The organism is Flagellimonas sp. (assembly GCF_965222555.1).
In the GTDB taxonomy this organism is placed as follows: domain Bacteria; phylum Bacteroidota; class Bacteroidia; order Flavobacteriales; family Flavobacteriaceae; genus Flagellimonas.
The window spans coordinates 1,907,746-1,927,139 of record NZ_CBDCUG010000005.1; the positions used below are offsets into that span (position 1 = coordinate 1,907,746).

The following is a 19,394-nucleotide window of genomic DNA, read 5'->3' on the forward strand; positions in this document are numbered from 1 at the left end:
GATTTGGAGCTGTTGGTGGCGAATAGTTCAAAAAATTATCGCTTTAGCGTAAAATGGCCTGTAAATACCTCGCCTTCACCATATTCAAACCTAAACCAGTAGTCGGATGAAGGCATAGGACGATTTAGATAAGTGCCGTCCCAGCCCTGTCCCAATGGGGAAATCTGACGAAGTAGCTTCCCAAGTCTATCATAAATGAAAAGTTGGGAATTAGGGAACTGTTCCGCTCCAATTACATTCCAATATTCATGGTAAGTGTCCCCATTTGGAGAAAAGAACCGTTGATATCCCAGAGCAATAACATCTTTGCTCAAGGTACGGCACTCAAAAGGATCTCTGACGTAGACCGTATACCGCCCAGGAAAAACCACAAATTGGTTGAGTTTTTGGTAATTGATCCCATCAAGTGAATATTCAAATGTACCTATTCCAAGAGCATCGATGGTAAGAGTGACCTGATCTGATATTCCACTTGTGGCAACCGTAAAACTGTCCGGAGCACCAGAGGAAACCACTTCAAAATTAAAACTGTTGGAACAAGTGACCCCGTTTGTTGTCTGGGTAACCGTTAGGCTATAATTGCCCAATTCCGAAATAAATTGACTTTGCCCTGACCCCATTGAATTTCCAGAAGAATCCTGCCAATCGTAAGTTTCAAAAATGCCCGCTTCAATGGTGAGGTCCGGGCTATCCGGACAGATCACATAGGTATCTTCCAGATTTATTTGGGGTAGCGGATTTACCAAAATAGAGAAACTGGTGGTGGCAAAGCAATCGGGAAAAACAGGGTTGTGGACCCGGGCGTAGATCAAATCATTGTAGGAACCATTTCGATAGGCCGAAGCGGATAGTACGTTGTTGTTATTCCGGGCATCTTGCTCCGAAGCAAAATACAGCACTTCATAGGTGTTGGAATCCTGACCGTTCAAAATCTCCAAATCCTTTTGGGTCAGATCAAAAGTATAGCTGCCGGTTTCGTCAACATCACAGGACACAATATTGGTCGGAATGGTTGCGGAAGGAGTGTCAAAGACCTGAATATTAAACTGACCTACATCATAACAATTGGCATTATTGTTATTTTCAATCCTAAAATAAATGGTCTGCGGATTGGAGGTATTGGAATACACCCCGGTAATTTCATTTTGGTTCAGGTCCGCATCGTTGTACGATTCAAAATAAGAGACTGCCCCATCAGAAAAACTCGTTATTATCTCATTGGTTTTCTGGGCTAGATCAAAAGAAAAAACACCGTCATTGTCGTCATCACAAACATACCAATCCGTAACTGTTGGTGCTGTGGGTGTATCATAAATCAAAAGCTGAAAGGTGGTGGTGTCAAAGCAATCTGTATTTGAAACGTTGGTCAACCTTGCGTAGATTGTTTGCTGGTAATTGGCACTATCATAATTGGTGTTCAACGGATCAATATTGGCAGCGGCGTCCGCTTGTGAACGGTGAAAAGAAACCACAAGGCTGGCAGCGTTTTGTGCACCAATGATTTCGGCAGATGCCAGATTTAGGTCAAAAGTGGCATTGCCGTCATTGTCCACATCACAAATTTCAAGGTCATTAGGTGTATTTGCCACTACTTGTTCTATGACCTCAATATTAAAACTACCGGTTTCGTAACAATCCGTATGGGAGTTGTTTTCAATCCGGAAAAATAAAGTTTCCAAGGGCAGGGTGTTGGTATGGGATGTCCCCAACGCATTGGTCCTATTGTCCGCATCCGCTTGGGAGTCATGATAGCTAATGGAAAAGATTGCAGCATCCTGTCCATTTAATATTTCGGCATCTTTGTCCGTAAGATCAAAAGTATAAAGGCCGTCGGTGTCATCATCGCAAACCGTCCAGTCCGTCACTGCGGGCAAAACCGGTTGCAAAGACACGTTCACCATAAAATTGTTGGTGTTGTAACAACTTAAATTTAGACGATTGGAAACCCGGACATATACCGGATTGGCGCCCAACCCAAAAGCACTTGTTGCATTCAAGGGATTGGTATGGGCATCCGCATCCGCTTGGGTGCTAAAATAGGAAACCACAAAATCCGCTGCTGCTTGGGCACCCAATGCTTGATTGTCCAGAGTGGAAAGGTCCAAATTGTACATGTTTGTGGGGTGGCAAATGTCCAAATCCGTAATTGGGTTGGCTACGGGAACTTCTGAAATGATAATATCCCTGGTTTCCATCCGGGTTTCAGATGCCGTATTTACCGTAGCGGTCACCGTATAATTTCCAGGCGTTGCATAGGTATGCGTTGCATTTTCAACTGTGGAGGTGTTGCCATCCCCAAAATCCCATAGAATGGACACAATGGGTTCTGAAGTGTTGATGCTAAACTCTGTGGTATCTCCAAAGCACAAGTGGCTAGCTTGGATATCCCCAACAAAAAAATACGACTGGATAAAAGGGGGCAATCCCAGAAATGCATAATTGCTACCGAGATCAATTGAATTAAATGTAAAATTACATCCCATACCCACTACATTGGGATTATTGATGACGCTCAAATGAGTATTGAAAAACGAAACGGCATATATTTTCCCGTCAATGGCAAGTTGAACAGCTCCAGACCGGCCCACCGGCCCGCTGATGTTCAAAACACTGGCACGTATATCCGGAGCATTTAAATCATATTGATATACATCTCCAAATTCCTCCCCAATATATAATACTTGCCCATTTGGTGAAAACTCTACCCCATATGCGTATGTATTCTCCGCCAAAAGAATAGGATTGCTCACTATACCCGTGGCATTGTCAAAATCCAATAGTTCTGCTGAAAGTGTTTCATGGCAAATAGCTAGTTTGTTACCGTTAGGGGATGCTTTTAAATAGCCCTGAACACGCCAAAGACCTGCAAGATCTGAACCTACATTACTTGTGACCGGAGTGGCGACCACGCCTGCCGGGGTAACCCTGTACGCTAGAAATTGATTATTATAATTGCCATGGGTAATTACCCAAACATCCGTTCCGTTGGCATGTTTTACAGCGGTCAATTTTTCGGTCACTTCTGTGAGCAGGTGTACATTTTTGTTAACTATATCTCCGAGGCCCCCATTTGCTGTCATGTCCACTTCTGAGTAATGGAATCCATTAAAAGGATAGGTGGTGAAAATATAATAGATGTCCGGATCATTGGGTTTTGGCACAATAATGGACGACTGCGTGGAACTGGCATCCCCCAATAGTCCATCACCATTTGGCATAATGCTGTGGGTACGGTCCCAAACATCGATTCCGTTGGTGTAGAAAAGTAGATTGCCAGAAGCATCGGAAATTGTGGAACAGCCTTCAGTGGTATAAAGTTGGCCGTCATTTAAACTTATGGGCGCACCTGAGTTGAAATCAAGGCCGGCATTACCTCCAAAATACCAGATAGAGGCTTCAAGTTGGGCTTTTATTGTAATGGTTGAAAACAGCGCAAATACTATAGCGCAAAGTGAAAGTCGTAGGTTCAATGGGGTCTATGGTTGATTTAAGGCCTAAAAATAAGATTTTTCCTAAAGCCAAGGAAGCCTTTTTCTATGTAATACAGGTTTTTGGGATGTATGTTCATGGCTGAAACCGCAGCTGTAAAATTATTTCTTGTAGTGATTTAACCACCAGTTACAAACTGGCGGGAGCGGAGGGGGGATTTTACCGTGCATCAAAAGATCCGTCAAAAAAATCCTTTAGGGAAATTTCAAAATATTGACAGAGTTTCAGCAAGGTGAAATAGCTAATATCTCTTTTACCTTGCTCAATACGTCCAAAGTGGATTCCGGTGTCATTGAAAGCATTTTGTTGGCTTACGCCTTTCTGATCGCGAAGTTGGGCTACACGTGTGGCGAGCTTTAATAGCTCTTGATCTTTGGACAATTCTTGCATGACCTCAAGATCTTGTGTTTAGAACTTTTCAACAATGACTGATAGGTCATTAAAATATATTATATTTATATGCCCCACGATTGAATTTTAACGCCCCAAAACTTTTGTTATGCCCAAATCCCATCTGCTCAAAAGCCTAAGTGCTTTTCTGGACCAAAACCAATCTACTACACTGGTAATCACTTTTGCCCAGTTGGAAATACAGACCTACCACAATGGAAAGCCCCTAAAACGGATTACCAAATACAATGCACGTATTTGCATTTATAAATTCTCAAAGAAACCGCTACTTAAAATGAAGGTGATGGACAATTTGGTGTTCCGGTTTTCCTTTTGGTTTGAAAAACCCACCACAGAGAACTATTTTAAAGTAGAAATGTTACAACTGCCCAGGCCTTTGGCCGAAGGCACATTACTAATGGATGCAGAAAAGTTGATATTACAGTTTATCATTGATGCCCCGGATAAAAATTTGCAAGTGCATGTTAAGCACACCTATTCTGGAATTCAAACCCTAGAAACCAAAAAGCCAGCTCAAAAAGAACTGGCTTGAAAATTTATTTTTTAACATCACTAGTTGGAAACTAGCGGGAGCGGAGCGCGCGTGGCTCTGATTTTATCATGCCTCAGGTAGCTATTTGATTTTGTAGCTAGCATAAAAATAGTATCCTTTTTTACTTTTCTTGAAATGTTTAAGAGAGTTACTTCCTTTTTCTTTATTAAGAGAATCTCCTACTTGCAAATTTGAATATGATTCTCTTATTGGATAATTATTGAGGTAAATTTCTTTTCCGTTCACAGTAATAAAGTATATCCTTTTTTGATCAGATCTTATCTTTTCAATTATTCCATTATACGATCTGGACATTTCAGTTTTTAAAGAATTGGATTTCCTATTGTTAAAAAACACTGTAGCGCAAACAACTAACAATATAAATATCAAAATACGGATTATTACTTTGGCCTTTTCATGCATAGATTTCTTGTTTATCAAAACTCTCTACCTATAATTTCTTTCATTCTTTCTACATTGAAAGCAATAACGGTTGTAAAGAAAAACCAGTTCCCAACAAAGGAACTGGCTTTTATTGTTTAGCTTTCACTCTTACTGCCACTGGTCACACCTGTGCTGAGCTTACGGAAGTAGACTAGTAGCAGCGCGGGAGTTCTTCTTAATTATGGTCTTTCAAGTTATCCAAAATAGTCTTGTTATTGGACATTAAATTATTGACATTACCAACAAACTCATCGTTTTGGAATTTATCACCATTAAGATCATTTCTAATCACAACACCGTCATATACTGTATATATGATTGAAAGATAATATATGGATTCAGATTCTTTATCTACCATATCTACAACTATTGAACCATAATTTGAGCCCACATTTACTTTACGGGTCAATGGCTTGGAACTCAAAAAAGCATTTGATAATCTGTTTATCTCGTTTTCATCCGTAATATCCAACCGTTTTTTTAAATTGTGCCTACCATCTCCACCTTTACTAATCATCACTATTTTATCAATCTCCGTAGACTTGACATTCTCTTTTTGTTTTTGGAAGTCGCATGATGCGATAAATACAATTGTCAGTAAAAATGATAATACTTTCATTCTATCTTTCATTATTTGGTTTTCTAATTGTTGTTATAAGTTCTGATTGGGAAACAAATGCACGAGCACCGGGGAGACCTACTCCAACGCCCAAACTTGCGCCAATATAATTCACATCCCAATCGAAAGGACCATCTACGCCAAATGAGAGGCTGCCTGAAACAGGGCCATAGCTACCATCTAGACCAATGGTTGTCCCTTCCAATGTGTTTCTGTCAAAAGAACCTGTAGTCGAGAATATAGCTCCTAATTCAATGCTTCCACCTCCAGAGAAACCCAGATTCACGTCAGAATGAGATGGCCCATAGAGAAACCCTCCACCAGCATCCTCTCCCTGCAAAATGGTGGCTATTTGAACATTGCCTGCAGCTCCTCACCAGCAACTACTGTTCCCCCTATGTCTATGGTAAGCGCATCTGCTTGCCCCAAAGTGTTTTCCGCCAAATCCAATGCCGCATCCAATCCATTCAGTTCTATAGGTTTATTAAGAGAACTATTTTTAGAATTCTTTACAGGCCCTTGAGTTGAAGGTGGAAGAATCAAATTCTCAACATCTAAAGTAACATCAATCTTTTCACTCTTGATAACAATGGCATCTCTGTATTCTCCTGTGACAGCATCTTTTCCTCTCAAAATAATATCATCTGGAAGAGCTTCCTCCTCCGGCTCTGGGGTATCCGCAAAAGCTACACCCCCTTTATAGACATGCGCGGTTGGGCCAGCACCTGTTGGGTAGGCAGGCCCCAAGCCCATTTTACTGCTGGCAAAGGGGAACATACCATCTGGATCCACAAAGAACATGGGGTTGTTGAACGCATAGTTGTAGGGCGAATGCCTGCGCATCTGCTCTGCCAGGGGATCTATGTTCATCCACCTTCCCAGGGCCGGGTCATAGTTACGGGCGCCAAAATCATAGGTGGCAAGTGCCCCATCAAAACTATCGTCCAGCTCTTTTCCGTTATACTTCCATCTTTTGGCCACACTGTTGCCAAGGGAAGATACTGCATCGTTATACCCTTTATGCTTAAGGCCAAAGGGGTAGTAGTTGTTCTCTTCCACAATTTCCGTGGTCATGGGGTCATTGGTCACATCTATGTCCCCATCCCCGTTGCCATCTTCATAGCTTAACCTAATATTGCCCAAATGGTCCTTGTACTGGTACACATATTTATAGGCGCTACCATCCTTGTACACGTACCCTTCGGGCTGTGAGAAGAACTGCAGCGTACCGTTGCCATAGATGTAATTGCCGGCGTATTCCGTATTTGTCAAAGAACCACCGCTGGTACTTTTCTTTAATTTGGTTCCAGAGGCAGTGTAAATATAGGAAATTGCGCCGCCATTCAGGGCAATGTTTGTAGGTAAATTCAAATGGTTGTAGGTAATGTCCGTAATGCCCTTGTTGGCATCGGTTTTTATGTTGCCGTTGCTGTCGTAGGTATAATCGTTTCCGGTGTTGGTGCCGTCCTTAAACCCAAACTGGGGCACGGCAGCGGCATCAGAAACCTTCATGAGCTTGTTGCCCGTATAAACATAGGTAAGGTTGTCCATAACATTGTAGTCATTGGCCGTAGCTATTTCGGGGTCGGCCACTACATGGCCCATTCGCAAGAGTTTTCCAATGTTGCCGTTCCTGTCATAGGTAATGCCTTCCAAATTGAACTTGCCATCATCACTTGTTCCTGAAACAATCCTATTGAGGGCATCGTACCCATAATGGTACCAGCGCTGTACATTATCGTTAGCGGTATCCCATTCCGTTTCGGCAATGTTGCCATTAAAAAGAGCGGTGCCCCCATGTGCCACGGTATTGTAATTGATCCCAAAGTTGAACAAGTCGTTGTCGTCCTCCGTATCCTGGTTAATGGCCTTGAGCCACCCCCTAACGTTATAGGTATAGTTAACGGTCTGTAGGCCTGCGGTGCCAACATAATCAGCGCCAGGGGCGCCGCCCACCTTTTTGGCCCTCAGTTGGCCCAGCTCGTCATAATCATTGTAGGTTATGAGCTCTTCCTGTCCGCCACTACTGTTGGCATTTGGATCTACCTTATAGGTGCCACCTTTAACAACCACTGGCTGGTTAGGTCCCGGTGAGCTTATGGTAATTCTGGATGTTGTGGTTACACTTTCGGTGACCAGGGAATCATCTACCACAGCATTGGCCACTACGTTGACCTGGTCACAACTGTAACCCAAAGTTTGGTCCCCAATGCATTGGGTCTGCTTGAGCATACGACCCACATGATCGTACTCAAAATTATCTATGGTAACAATGATGTCGCTGCTTCGGGTATGGGAGGTGCGCATTTTGATGGGCTTGCCCACAAAATCAAGGTCCGTTTCCAATACATCCACAGTTCCCAGTTGGGTATTCTCGCTATATGTATAAACAGCCTGGCCATTGCTGTCATACCTTGTAACCGTAGTGACCCAGTCATTGGTATCCAAGACCTTTACTTTGCTTCCCGTGGCCAATCCCTTTGTTCGGCTGTCCAGATTTTCATCAAAGACCGTTGTTGGCGGTGCGGGTTCGTTGGCCCGGTCAAAATTGTAATCGTCATAATAACTGATGGTCAGAATCTCGGTAATATTAGCGGTGGGGTATGCACCGTTGTTGTAGTTTACATCTATATTACCAAAGGTATAGCTGTTGCCCTGTTTTACCCATAGGTCGTTATTAAAGCCGTTTACACTGTTTTGCTGAATGATGTCCCGATCACGGGCATCCGTGACCTTGCCCGTGTAGGCCACACGGCCAAAAACATCATATTTGGTGAACAACCATTCATCGTTGGCACGTTGTATGGCATCCTGGACCATGATGGGTTGGTCCAGATCATTGTAAATGATATGTTCCCAATCCTTACCCGGGATTTTCTTTTCCACCAGTCGGTTACGATCATCATAAATATATTGGTAGCCCAGTTCGTCCATGTTGGTGTTGATGTTGGCCAAAGTTGCATCAGTGGCATCCATCTTGGGCGTTAGGACATAGGTCAAGTTTCCATGATCGTCATATACATAATAGGTGTCGTGCGGCACCTCGGTCTCAACGATGGCGTCATTATCAATGTCCAGATCGGCATAGGTACGCTTTAGAAGCACCAGCCCTTGCTTATCGGTAAATTCCTCTATGGAATGGTTCTTTCCAGAAACATGATTCTCATTATAAGAAATGGTCTTGGAAAGCTCTCCGGCCGAATAGAATTCTATGTCCACACCTTGATCGTCTTTCAAGAAAACAAGGGTAGGATCATAGGTGTTGTTTGTAGAAACGGTAGTTACCGCAAACATGCGGACTTCATTGGCAGCGTTGGTTCCATAGGAAAATTCAACGGCTCTATCATCTCCAGATGTTTTAATGACCCAATCCTTGCCGGGCGCACCTTGTTTTAGCAACCTGTTCAGTGGCGAAGTTTCAAACTTCTTTTCGGAATAGGCATTCACCTGAAGGGTGAGAAGGTCCGTAAAGTCATTTGGAAACTTGTTTTGATAGAACTGCTGGCCCATTAAATAACTTCCAGACTGGTAGTTGCCTCGCGTGCCATCATCTATTGCTGGAAAGGGCATCCACTCTTTTATTACCCTACCATATTCATCATACTGAATGGGAGTTACCATATCAGCCCGAAGAGGGGAATGTCCAATGGCTATATTCTGCTGGGGTCGACCAAGGCCATCATAATATTGAATGGTCTCAATAACATCAGTTTCTTGGGAAACCTCAGAATAATTATTCTTTTTCTCTTGATAGGTGCGAGCCAAAACATAGTTATCATCACTTGGTTGGGGTTGTACATAGGTAGTCTGGGATTGGGCCCCATAAGAACCCAAAACAATCATAATGGTGATATAAAACTTGATATTTTTCATCTTTAATCTCTTGTTAAGGGTTATTACTGGTTGCCTCCTCCACCGTTACATTCACCGGTGAACACATAGGTCTTGTCCGTGGTTTTGGTCTGCCCGGTGAGGTTATCGGTCACAGTACATACCACACGGTCGCTCTGGTCACTACAGTCCAAGTATACTGTTGCTGTAGTTGCGGTCCCAGAACTCTGGTTATCTATGGTCCATACATAGCTGTAATCCCCTGAACCGTTCAATCCGGTAATGTTTACCCTTACATGGTATTCAATGTCGTTGTCATTGTACACTTGGGAGATGCCCTGTTTTCCTGTCAAGGCTGGAGCCCCATTCACTGTAAGGTTAGTGTTGAGGGTCTGTTCCTGCCCAGTTAAGGTGTCGGTGACCTTACATTCAACATAGACACTTCCGTAATAGTCAAAACCAAGGGGCAAAGAGAAGGATTTTGTACTGGCATTATGAATGGTACTTCCCTTTTGAACTTTCCATGCATAGGTATAACTGCCCGATCCACTGGCAATGTTTACATTAAAACTTGCCGATGTATTTACAGTGACCGTGGAAGGAACAACGAGATTGGACACAGAAAGATTATCATATACAGAAATCTGTACATCGTCCTCAGCTTCCAGCGGGTCGCCCAAGTCATCCAAAAGATTGTTGTCCACAACCTTATAAGAAACAGTATAGGTGCCGCCATTGCTAAATGCTTTGTCCATAAATGACCCCGTTTGACCACTCTCTGGAGTGCCATTGATATACCATTGCCTTTGGTCACTTCCTGAACCGCCACTTACACCAACAGCGGTAAAGCGAACAGTTGAGCCTACCGTAGCAGTGCTACTATTGGCAGTCACGCTGGAAATAACCAAGGGGTTTCGCACGCTTATGGATGTAGGATTGCTTTGTACCGAAGTTCCCAATCGAGTATCGTATACCTCAAAACTGATATTTTGTGATCCAAACGTAAAGCTGTCAGTATAAGTAGTTCCCGTTTCTCCATTAATCTCGTTGGAACCATTATACCACTTATAGGTCTTAAATGGTGACCCACCTCCAATATTGCCGGTGGTAAAATTCACGGTTTTACCAACTAGAACATAGGTTTTTGCTGTACTAACCGTGGGTATTGTCAATGGTTCATATGCAGTTAGCGCGAGTTCTGCATATTCTTCATGGTTTGAAATGTCATTATCGGTTATGGTCAAACGAAGGGTGTAGTTTCCAGAAGAGCTAGGGGAAAAAGAAGCTGTAGTGGCAGATCCCAAAGAAGCCCCATTAATAATTTCCCAGCTATAGGACCTGTTCCCAGATCCCCCTGAAACACCCACAGCACTATAGGTCTTGGTTTTTCCTCGCTGCATATAGATATCCCCATTCAGGGTAAAACTGCTTAATGGATCATGGACATATATGGTTTTGACAACCGAATTTGTTATGTTCAGAACATTGTCCTCTACTTCAAAAACAATGTCGTACGTTATTGATTGATTAAATTGATCGTAGGTCAAATTTTGTGGTGTGGCGGCAGCAGCTACTTCATTGTTATTGACCAACCATCTATACGTTTTATTGGTTGAACCTCCACTTACCGATGGAGCGGTAAAAGTTAAGGTGCTTCCCACCAAAATATGGTCTTCGCCTTGAGAAGACACAATGGGTGATATGTTTAGGACATCCGTTACGGCCACCAACATTTTTGTGGTAAATTGGCTTCCCGTTGCGGTATCCAATATGTCAACTCGGACGTAGGTGCTGCTTCCTGAATCAAAGGTCACATCCATTGTATCACCATTACCAATAACAAGACCATCTTTGTACCAGGTTAAGGAGTAATTCTCAGAACCTCCTGAAGGGGTTGCAGTATAGGTATGCGTTGAATTGTAATTTGCGCTTTCGGACCCACTGATGGCCCCGCCTAATGGAGGGTAAGAGCTAGGGTCATCTGGATAAACGGCATCTTCTGTTCTATACTTATAGACATATTCTTGAACCATTTTGGTTTCATCATTCTTAATATTGAGAAGACGTCCAAACTCATCGTATTCATAAAAAGCGGTTTGTCCCCTTGGGTCGGTAATACTGGTAACACCAACCAGCGGGTCATAGGTATAAGTTGTGACCATGGCATCTGCAAGGTTGGCCCTCAACTTTTCCAATTCGTTTCGCATTGCACTATCTGAGGTTGCTGGACCAGTGATCAAGGTCATATTGAGGTTAACAGCATCCACGTCATTTTGAGTAGCATTGTTGACAACGGCCACAGGATATCTATCGCTGTATCCCCAAACATAGGTGGTTGTTGGTCCATTGATGATATTAGCTTCTTTAAGGTTGCCATCTGTGTGATAACTAAAACTTACTCTATCTTGAACATTTTCTTCAGCCTTTTGAGTTTTTACCAGAACCGGAAGAGTATGCGAACCGATTACATCCACATATGCTTTTTCCGTAGCTTGGATCTTAATAGGGGAAGTATCATCTGGAGACTTGAAAGTTTCCGATTTAACCACTTCAGAAAGTCTGTTTTTAGAAATTAGATTTGTCGATCCTGAAACTACATTATCCTTGGGATAGTAATTGGTCGTCTCAAAAACCTCTCCTTCACTATCTATAGTGCGGGTTGTTCTTGGGAGGTAGTCTACCAATGGGTCATAGGTGGTTTCATTAACTGTTACGATCTCTAAAGGATTGTTATTTACATCTTTTAGGTAGAGACTATCAGTTACGGAAGAGACCCCTCCGTATGAGCCAGCCGTAAAGCTGAACCTTCCCTTTAGGGCACTATATTTGGAATTTAAGATAAGCTCATAGCCATGAGCTTGCGGGTCTGTAATATAACTGGGTATCGGACAAAAAGTAGGCCCCTGACAATCAAAGTTTAATACATATTCATAGGTGTAATAATCTGGTCCTGATTGTGGGGTATACTTTTTTATGGCAATTAGCTTATCTGAGTTACCTTCATCGGTATAGTTTACCCAGCCATTTATTGAAACGTGTTCAGTAGATGTTTCATAATAGTCAACATCCTTTTTGGAGACCTTATCGCCATTAGAGTCAACTTGAACGGTCTGAACTGGTTGCGATGCTTTTATACTACCATAATAATTGTTTTCAAAGGGAAGTGTCATCCTTGGAACGGAACCCTTTGGGGCTTTATGGAATGAATGAATGGTATGACCCTCGGAATTTCCCTGCCGATCTAAGAGATATTCCCTTACCATTGGGTAAACCACATAAGGTTCGTCTCCTTTGGGGAAAGTGGCCGTTCTTATCAATTGAGCGACTGGTTTACTTGATGTGTTGAAGGACTTTACGGTTGAAAAAACAGGTTGGAAATTAATTTCTCCAGTACTTCTGTTTTGGTCATCACGATACGAATAAAATTTTGTTCTTGCCAGCTCTCCTGGACTGGAATAATCACGAATCTCCCTAATGCGAAGGCCTCCTATGTCATAATTGCCAGAACTGACAGTAGATACTTGCCCGCTAACTTTTAAATTAACAGTACCATAGTTTCCCTGGAAATTGTTTTCATCCAAGACTATCATGGCCTTGTAGACACCGGCATCAAATGTTGTGAAACCATTGTTGTTGGAGTTTGAAAACCAATGGGCACCTCCTATGTTTGAATAAACATCACAATAGTTTTCGTAGGAATCATTTGGCGAAGAGCATATCATTGTTCCATTAGGGCCTGGTTGGCAAGTGGATTCATCAATTGGACCCAAATACATAATATACCCTTCTGCATTGGCAGATATTCCAGTATATTGAACATCATAACTCCCTGTCTCAGGAATCGTAAATACTTTAAAAAGAATTTTGGGAAGATCATAATCCAAAAACTGATCATCACAAAGCTGTCCATTATCGTTGTAATAAAGCGATGGGTCTGTTACACTTGACCCTGTAAGGGCAACATCAAGGTATGTTGCAGTGGACGCCGTAGTTTCCGTTTTGTATATATCATGACTTTCATATTCAAATTCAGTATATCCTCTGGTAGGATAAGTTATTTTGTTCAACATTCCAATCTTTGCATAGGACGTGTTGGGCTCCCTGTCAGCTCCATGAAAAGTATATGGCGGGGTTTCGTATTTGGGAATTAGTGAAGAATTGTTTTGTCCGTTGTAATATCCAAAATAATCTTGCCCAAAAGAATCCCTTGGAGGAAGGTCATCAGGGTTTTCATACTCGAAGGAATAATTTTGATATAACCCATTTTGTTTTCCCTTGATGGTTATACCATCCAATTTCAATCGAATGTCAAAACGGGTTTTTTCTTCCGGATTGCCCCCATCTAGATTAAAATAGTGGGAATTGTTGAATTCGATGCTTTTATGATCGTTTCCTTCCAAATCATAAAAGTTGATTCTATCCAATCTGGTATTATTCCCATTGTCATCAATATCATGTCTTGTTCCTAAATTGGTGGACATCAGGGTAATTCCGTTGTGAACAACGGCGGCCAAAAATTGTTGCTTGACCCAATATCCAGACCCACTTCCATACTGGGGAGTTGGCTCTGGATAAACGTAGATGTTATCCTGAAATTCATTGACTACCCTGTTAGCAGAGGATCCCAATTGTTCTTGTGCCCAATAGCCAAAATCAGTGTAATTGAATTCGTAAACGTCCTTCCCGTTTGTAGAAGTTATTTTTGTCAGTAACCATGAGGATTCATATTCAGAGATAATGGCTCCATTTGGGATGTCGTCATTACCATGTTTTAGGGTCGTCTCACTTTTGTCCAAAAATTCATACTCAGTCCCATCTTCATTGGTAATAGTCCAGCCATTGGTTTGCCTAAGAATCTTTATTCTTGGGTTATTAAGTGCCTTAAGTTGATTATTGTCCTCAATATCATTGACTATTGTGGCGCTGATTCCAGGCGCATTAATTACATAATAATCCGGTTCGGCATCTGTAAAGTTGGTGCTAATATCATGCAGAAACTCAAAATAATTCTGAACATCTTGAGTACTGGAAAAGGTGCTGCTGTTACTTCTGTATTGTTGGATTTTATTCACAACATCTGGATCATTTATTGTGTTGTAATTTCCTTGGATGTAATCATCAGCCAAGCCATTGACCACTCTGGTAATACGTCCTCCAATGCTCAAGTTCCATCCTAGACCAATCCAAGTGGCCAATTGTTCCACTTTTATGCCAGAGGCATCATAGGTTAGTGTAACAGGTAAGTTAAATTCCCTGCCTTCAAATGTATTTAAGGGTATGGTGATTTGGGGAATACCAGAATAAAGACTGACCTTAGTGTCCCCATATTTCATAAACGCTGCAGCTTCAGGCGAAACAGGAACCTTAACCAATTTGTCTAGCTCTGTTTTATATAGATTCTGTACATCTCCATTTTCTTGGGATATCCCAATTTGACTTGTGAAGAGGAACAACATCAAAGTTGTAACTGAAATTCTCATTTAATCTTTATTTATTGTTGTTCTGTCCTTCTAAAATTTCTATTCTCCGTTGTTGATCAATGATATGCAACATCATTTCCTCAATCTTCTCCAAAAGCAGTTTGTCCATCTTCCCAAGCTCGATACCATTGGCTTTCACTTCTTTTGCTGAAGGGATATTTGGTAAGTGCCCTTTTTCATCAATGTGCTTTTGGATTTCTTCCAAGGTGGGGAGATCATACCCTTTCTTGAATACATAGTCTGGCCAAGCGTCTTGGTCCACCCTGATCTCACGGGTACGGATATTGCCTTCCACCACAAGTTTGTAATTTGAAGGAACCGTACTTGTACCAATTGCCACACCGCCTGTGTAGCTTGCGACCGATCCTGATTCTGACCATACAGAGCCGCCGGAACCCCCACCTCCAGAACTAGCATTGGTGGTCACTGAAACGGTGTTACTGGGCAGACTCTCATTGTTGGTGGCATCCAGGGCAGTGGCCGTAAAACTATAATTGGTCCCTGCCGAAAGTCCCGTAACCTGATAGGCAGCCACATCGCCCAGTGTGGCCTCAAGGTTCCCATCCTTGAATATTTTATATCCGGTCACCCCTACATTGTCCGTGGCCCCGCTCCAAGAAAGGTCCACGGTTGTCTGCGTTTGGCCCATGCTGGATAGGGTAGGTGCAGTTGGATCCTGGATGTCGTTGTTGTTCTGTACAAAAGTTATGGTCAGACTGTCTGTGGCCAACAAGCTTCCGGCTCCATTGTTGCTGGAGTAATACTCTATGGTAAAGGTATAGGTGCCCAAGGGCGGGGTGAAGCCCGTATAATTCCCAGAAACGCTACTGGCTCCCAAGTATCCATAGGGGGCATTGTTTTCCACGATCGTGGCACTACCGGGTATGGTGCTGGTGAATATTAAACTTTCAACCCCACTTCCAACTGGGGGAATTGCCTCAATGGTCAAAAGTTGAGCATTGCCTAACTCAGTGAGCGCAAAGGTTTGGTCTCCGGAAAAATTCCGGATTATGGTATTGGTCTCGGCATCCACAAAACGGTAGGTACCATATTCGGCATAATTTTCACCATCTATTTCATTGGCACTTAAGAAGGTGAACGTAAACAAGTTCGCTAAAAGTAAAAATGTAATTCGCATTGGATATTTCATTGTTTGTTGATTTAATTTTGTAATTCCTGTATTTTGATTTCTAATCTTTTTATGTTTTGACGGGTAGTGCATTTTATTTGATGATTTTCCTTTTTTAAGCTGAATTAGGTATAAGGTGAGTTCTTCAATTTTCTCCAAAAGGAGTTTGTTCATTTCGTTCAGTTCTACACTATTGGCCTAGATTCGATGCATTGGAATTGATTCCAGTTCATATGGCATATGAGCCCTGGTAAACATCATTGGTTTCCACGGACATGGATGTGGCACTCGAATTGTGCGGGGTCCATCCGGTTACGGTATTGGATTCGTTGGCAATGTTTGTCGCATTGGCCTGGGTATGGATTTCTTGGGCATTTAAAAAGTTGCCAGCAAAAAACAAGGCCATAGCAAGGCCCAATGAAAATGTCTTTTTCATCATAATGATTTTAAAATGTGGATAGTGGGTTTTTAAAAAGGAAGAGTCGCTTTTGGACTCCGGGGATTTGATTTGGGTCATTAGGAACAATATCAGTTGCCTGGCTTTGATGCCATTTTCTGAAGTGTTCTAGGACAAATAAACGTAGAATAAAAAAAATAGTATAATAAAAAGAGGAAAATTCGATAAAAAGTAAACGAATTTATATTTCAATTTTAATTGTTTTAGAATTTTAAAAGTAGGAATAAGATTAACTAAATGTGATTTTTATGTGTAAAATTTATAAGTGTTCGAGACTTTGAAATGCTTTAATCCTCTGTTGTTCTGATAATGAAGAAAACCCTATTGGATAAAGTAATAGTTCTTGGATAAAGTCAAACCACTAATTGTTGGCCACATAAATAAGATAAAAGGAAATTTAATGTCAAGATAGTGTCAGGTTATATGGAGCCATACGTCAATGCTCCTTGCTTTATAACCCATATTAGACCATGTAATGTCTCACATATGTTTCACAGAGTGAATAAAAAAAGGGTTTCAATCTCTTGAAACCCTTATCTTCTCTAGTAGCGGGAACAGGACTCGAACCTGTGACCTTCGGGTTATGAGCCCGACGAGCTACCTACTGCTCTATCCCGCGATGTGGACGGCAAATATACAACCGTTTTTAGTTTATTTCCAAATTAGTGAGGCTTTGATTTGAAAATTGACCGAAATTCATATCCTTGTGCCAAATTATAATCGAAATAACTACCTTCGAAACCATGGAACTCATCAACGATTTTTTGGTCAATGCCAATTCTTGGGCCAATTGGCCAATGTTTGTCCTGCTGATAGGAGGAGGCTTGTTTTTAATTTTCTATTCAAAATTAGCGCCGTACCGTTTTTTTGGTCATGCAATTGCAATTACCAGGGGTAAATATGACGATAAGAATGCCAAAGGAGATGTAAGCTCCTTGCAGGCTTTGTCCGCAGCTGTAGCCGCGACGGTTGGTCTAGGGAATATTTCCGGGGTGGCTATCGCCATACATGATGGAGGGCCTGGAGTGGTTTTTTGGATTTGGATGACAGCCTTGATTGGAATGTGTATCAAATTTTATTCCTGTAGTTTATCCATTATGTTCAGGGGAGAGGATTCGGAAGGAAAACTGCAAGGAGGCCCCATGTTTTATATCACAAAAGGATTGGGTGAGAAATATAAACCTTTGGCGATTTTCTTTTGCCTTTCAGGAATCTTTGGGTTTTTAGGGGTCTTTACGGCCAACCAATTTACCGAAACCTTTATGAGCGTTGTCCAGCCTGAAGAAAGTCTTTTGGCTCTGGGAGGTACCGAAGCTGACCCGTTGTTCAATTGGAAACTCATTGTTGGTATTGTTCTTGCGATAATCTCATCCTTTGTAATTTTTGGTGGACTTTCAAAAATTGCCAAAGTGGCAACCGCCATTGTTCCATTTATGGTCATGGTGTATTTGGTGGCCGTTATAGTAGTGATGGTTATGAATGCATCGCAAGTGATTCCAGCATTAAAGATGATAATTACCGAAGCTTGGAATTTTAAAACCGTGGTGACGGGTGGATTTTGGGGCTTGGTGATTATCGGTGTTAAAAGAGCTATGTTTTCCAATGAGGCAGGTTTGGGTAGTGCACCCATGTATCATGGTCAGTCTAAAAATGATGAACCCATACGAGAAGGTTTGGTTGCTATGTTGGGGCCATTCATAGATACTATTTTGGTCTGCACGTTCACGGCCGTGGTCATAATTCTTAGCGGTGCCTATTTGGATGATTCCAGCGGAATTGTAATGACACTTCAAGCATTTAGAACTACTTTATTTGGTGTTGGAGATGATTTGTTGATGATCATTGTTACGGCTTTTGCATTGTCCACTTTGTTTACCTATTCGTACTACGGTGTTAAATGTCTTTCCTTTTTGACCAATGCAAAAATTGGTAGGTACTATAATCATTTCTTTGTAATCCTCATTGTTTTTGCTGCAGTCGCTTCGCTTGAATTGGTAAAAAACCTCATAGATTTGTCTTATGCATTGATGGTAATCCCCAATATGATTGCTGTATTGTTGTTGGCACCCAAGGTAAATGCTGCGGCTAAAAAATACTTTTCAAAAATGAAGCATGAAAAAGCATAAAGCAGGTTTTGTAAATATCATTGGCAACCCCAACGTTGGGAAATCCACGTTGATGAATGCCTTTGTGGGCGAGAAACTATCCATAATCACCTCAAAAGCCCAAACAACCCGGCATCGGATATTGGGAATTGTGAACGGAGATGATTTTCAGGTGATACTTTCCGATACTCCTGGAATCATTAAGCCTGCATATGAGCTGCAAACTTCAATGATGGATTTTGTAAAATCGGCCTTTGAAGATGCCGATGTCTTGCTTTATATGGTTGAGATAGGAGAAAAGGACTTGAAAGATGAAGCTTTTTTCCAAAGGATCCAGAACAGTAAAATACCGGTGCTATTGCTCCTCAACAAGATTGACACTTCGGAACAGCAAGTTTTGGAGGAACAAATACAACATTGGCAAAGTCTGTTGCCCAAAGCCGAAATACATCCTATTTCTGCGCTGGAAAACTTCAACGTTAAAGAAGTGTTTGAACGGATTCTTGAATTGTTACCCGAAGGGCCGCCGTACTATCCCAAGGACCAACTCACCGATAAACCTGAACGTTTTTTTGTGAACGAGACTATCCGCGAGAAAATATTGTTGCACTACAAAAAAGAAATCCCATATGCAGTGGAGGTGGAGACCGAGGAATTTATTGAGGATGAGGATATTATTCGCATTCGCTCTTTGATTATGGTAGAACGGGATACACAAAAGGGAATCATAATAGGTCACAAAGGTAGTGCGTTAAAAAGGGTAGGTGTGGAAGCTCGAAAAGACCTTGAAAAATTCTTTGACAAACAGGTGCATATCGAACTTTATGTGAAGGTGAATAAAAATTGGCGTAGCAATTCTCGTCAACTCAAACGATTCGGTTACAACAACTAATCGCC

General features: G+C 41.9%; 11 protein-coding genes and 1 tRNA gene. 3 read left to right on the forward strand and 9 right to left on the reverse strand.

The genetic code is table 11. From position 1 onward, the window contains the following. Positions 1–35 precede the first annotated feature (35 nt). Complete coding sequence (locus ACOQO1_RS16965; protein WP_420604073.1) at positions 36–3,470, reverse strand: T9SS type B sorting domain-containing protein; 3,435 nt, start codon at positions 3,468–3,470, stop codon at positions 36–38. Positions 3,471–3,648: 178 nt separating this feature from the next. Continuing rightward, a complete protein-coding gene (locus ACOQO1_RS16970) occupies positions 3,649–3,879 on the reverse strand; it encodes a helix-turn-helix domain-containing protein (RefSeq protein ID WP_420604074.1) in 231 nt (76 codons plus the stop codon). 109 nt (positions 3,880–3,988) lie between these two features. Between ACOQO1_RS16970 and ACOQO1_RS16975 the strand changes: the two genes are divergently transcribed. Continuing rightward, the gene (locus ACOQO1_RS16975; protein ID WP_420604075.1) at positions 3,989–4,432 is read left to right on the forward strand and encodes a hypothetical protein; all 444 of its coding nucleotides are present in this window, start codon (positions 3,989–3,991) and stop codon (positions 4,430–4,432) included. Between the two features lie 619 nt (positions 4,433–5,051). On the opposite strand, the gene ACOQO1_RS16980 is transcribed toward ACOQO1_RS16975, so the two are convergent. From ACOQO1_RS16980 to ACOQO1_RS17010, 7 genes are all read right to left on the reverse strand, one after another. After that, complete coding sequence (locus tag ACOQO1_RS16980) at positions 5,052–5,495, reverse strand: hypothetical protein (protein WP_420604076.1); 444 nt, start codon at positions 5,493–5,495, stop codon at positions 5,052–5,054. Position 5,496: 1 nt separating this feature from the next. Beyond that, the gene (locus ACOQO1_RS16985; RefSeq protein ID WP_420604077.1) at positions 5,497–5,835 is read right to left on the reverse strand and encodes a hypothetical protein; all 339 of its coding nucleotides are present in this window, start codon (positions 5,833–5,835) and stop codon (positions 5,497–5,499) included. 8 nt (positions 5,836–5,843) lie between these two features. After that, positions 5,844–9,368: a DUF6443 domain-containing protein gene (locus ACOQO1_RS16990; RefSeq protein WP_420604078.1), complete on the reverse strand. Its 3,525-nt coding sequence runs from the start codon at positions 9,366–9,368 to the stop codon at positions 5,844–5,846. 23 nt (positions 9,369–9,391) lie between these two features. After that, positions 9,392–14,806 (reverse strand): hypothetical protein, encoded by a 5,415-nt coding sequence (locus tag ACOQO1_RS16995; protein WP_420604079.1) that lies wholly within the window; start codon positions 14,804–14,806, stop codon positions 9,392–9,394. 7 nt (positions 14,807–14,813) lie between these two features. Then, complete coding sequence (locus ACOQO1_RS17000; RefSeq protein WP_420604080.1) at positions 14,814–16,109, reverse strand: fibronectin type III domain-containing protein; 1,296 nt, start codon at positions 16,107–16,109, stop codon at positions 14,814–14,816. A gap of 55 nt (positions 16,110–16,164) precedes the next feature. After that, on the reverse strand, positions 16,165–16,452 hold the full coding sequence (locus tag ACOQO1_RS17005; protein WP_420604081.1) for a hypothetical protein: 288 nt from the start codon (positions 16,450–16,452) through the stop codon (positions 16,165–16,167). Positions 16,453–16,938: 486 nt separating this feature from the next. Next, positions 16,939–17,011, reverse strand: a tRNA-Met gene (locus ACOQO1_RS17010). A 124-nt stretch (positions 17,012–17,135) separates the two neighbouring features. On the opposite strand from ACOQO1_RS17010, the gene ACOQO1_RS17015 reads away from it, so the two are divergent. Beyond that, the gene (locus ACOQO1_RS17015) at positions 17,136–18,518 is read left to right on the forward strand and encodes an alanine/glycine:cation symporter family protein (protein ID WP_420604082.1); all 1,383 of its coding nucleotides are present in this window, start codon (positions 17,136–17,138) and stop codon (positions 18,516–18,518) included. Beyond that, a complete protein-coding gene (era, locus tag ACOQO1_RS17020; protein WP_420604083.1) occupies positions 18,505–19,389 on the forward strand; it encodes a GTPase Era in 885 nt (294 codons plus the stop codon). Before ACOQO1_RS17015 ends, era begins: the two co-directional genes overlap by 14 nt. Positions 19,390–19,394 lie beyond the last annotated feature (5 nt).

Bases quoted from the DNA above. Each gene is read 5' to 3' on its own strand.
- ACOQO1_RS17005 (WP_420604081.1), bottom strand. From the start codon at position 16,452: ATGACCCAAATCAAATCCCCGGAGTCCAAAAGCGACTCTTCCTTTTTA.
- ACOQO1_RS16980 (WP_420604076.1), bottom strand. From the start codon at position 5,495: ATGAAAGTATTATCATTTTTACTGACAATTGTATTTATCGCATCATGC.
- ACOQO1_RS16975 (WP_420604075.1), top strand. From the start codon at position 3,989: ATGCCCAAATCCCATCTGCTCAAAAGCCTAAGTGCTTTTCTGGACCAA.
- ACOQO1_RS16990 (WP_420604078.1), bottom strand. From the start codon at position 9,368: ATGAAAAATATCAAGTTTTATATCACCATTATGATTGTTTTGGGTTCT.
- era (WP_420604083.1), top strand. From the start codon at position 18,505: ATGAAAAAGCATAAAGCAGGTTTTGTAAATATCATTGGCAACCCCAAC.
- ACOQO1_RS17000 (WP_420604080.1), bottom strand. From the start codon at position 16,109: ATGAACAAACTCCTTTTGGAGAAAATTGAAGAACTCACCTTATACCTA.
- ACOQO1_RS17015 (WP_420604082.1), top strand. From the start codon at position 17,136: ATGGAACTCATCAACGATTTTTTGGTCAATGCCAATTCTTGGGCCAAT.
- ACOQO1_RS16970 (WP_420604074.1), bottom strand. From the start codon at position 3,879: ATGCAAGAATTGTCCAAAGATCAAGAGCTATTAAAGCTCGCCACACGT.
- ACOQO1_RS16995 (WP_420604079.1), bottom strand. From the start codon at position 14,806: ATGAGAATTTCAGTTACAACTTTGATGTTGTTCCTCTTCACAAGTCAA.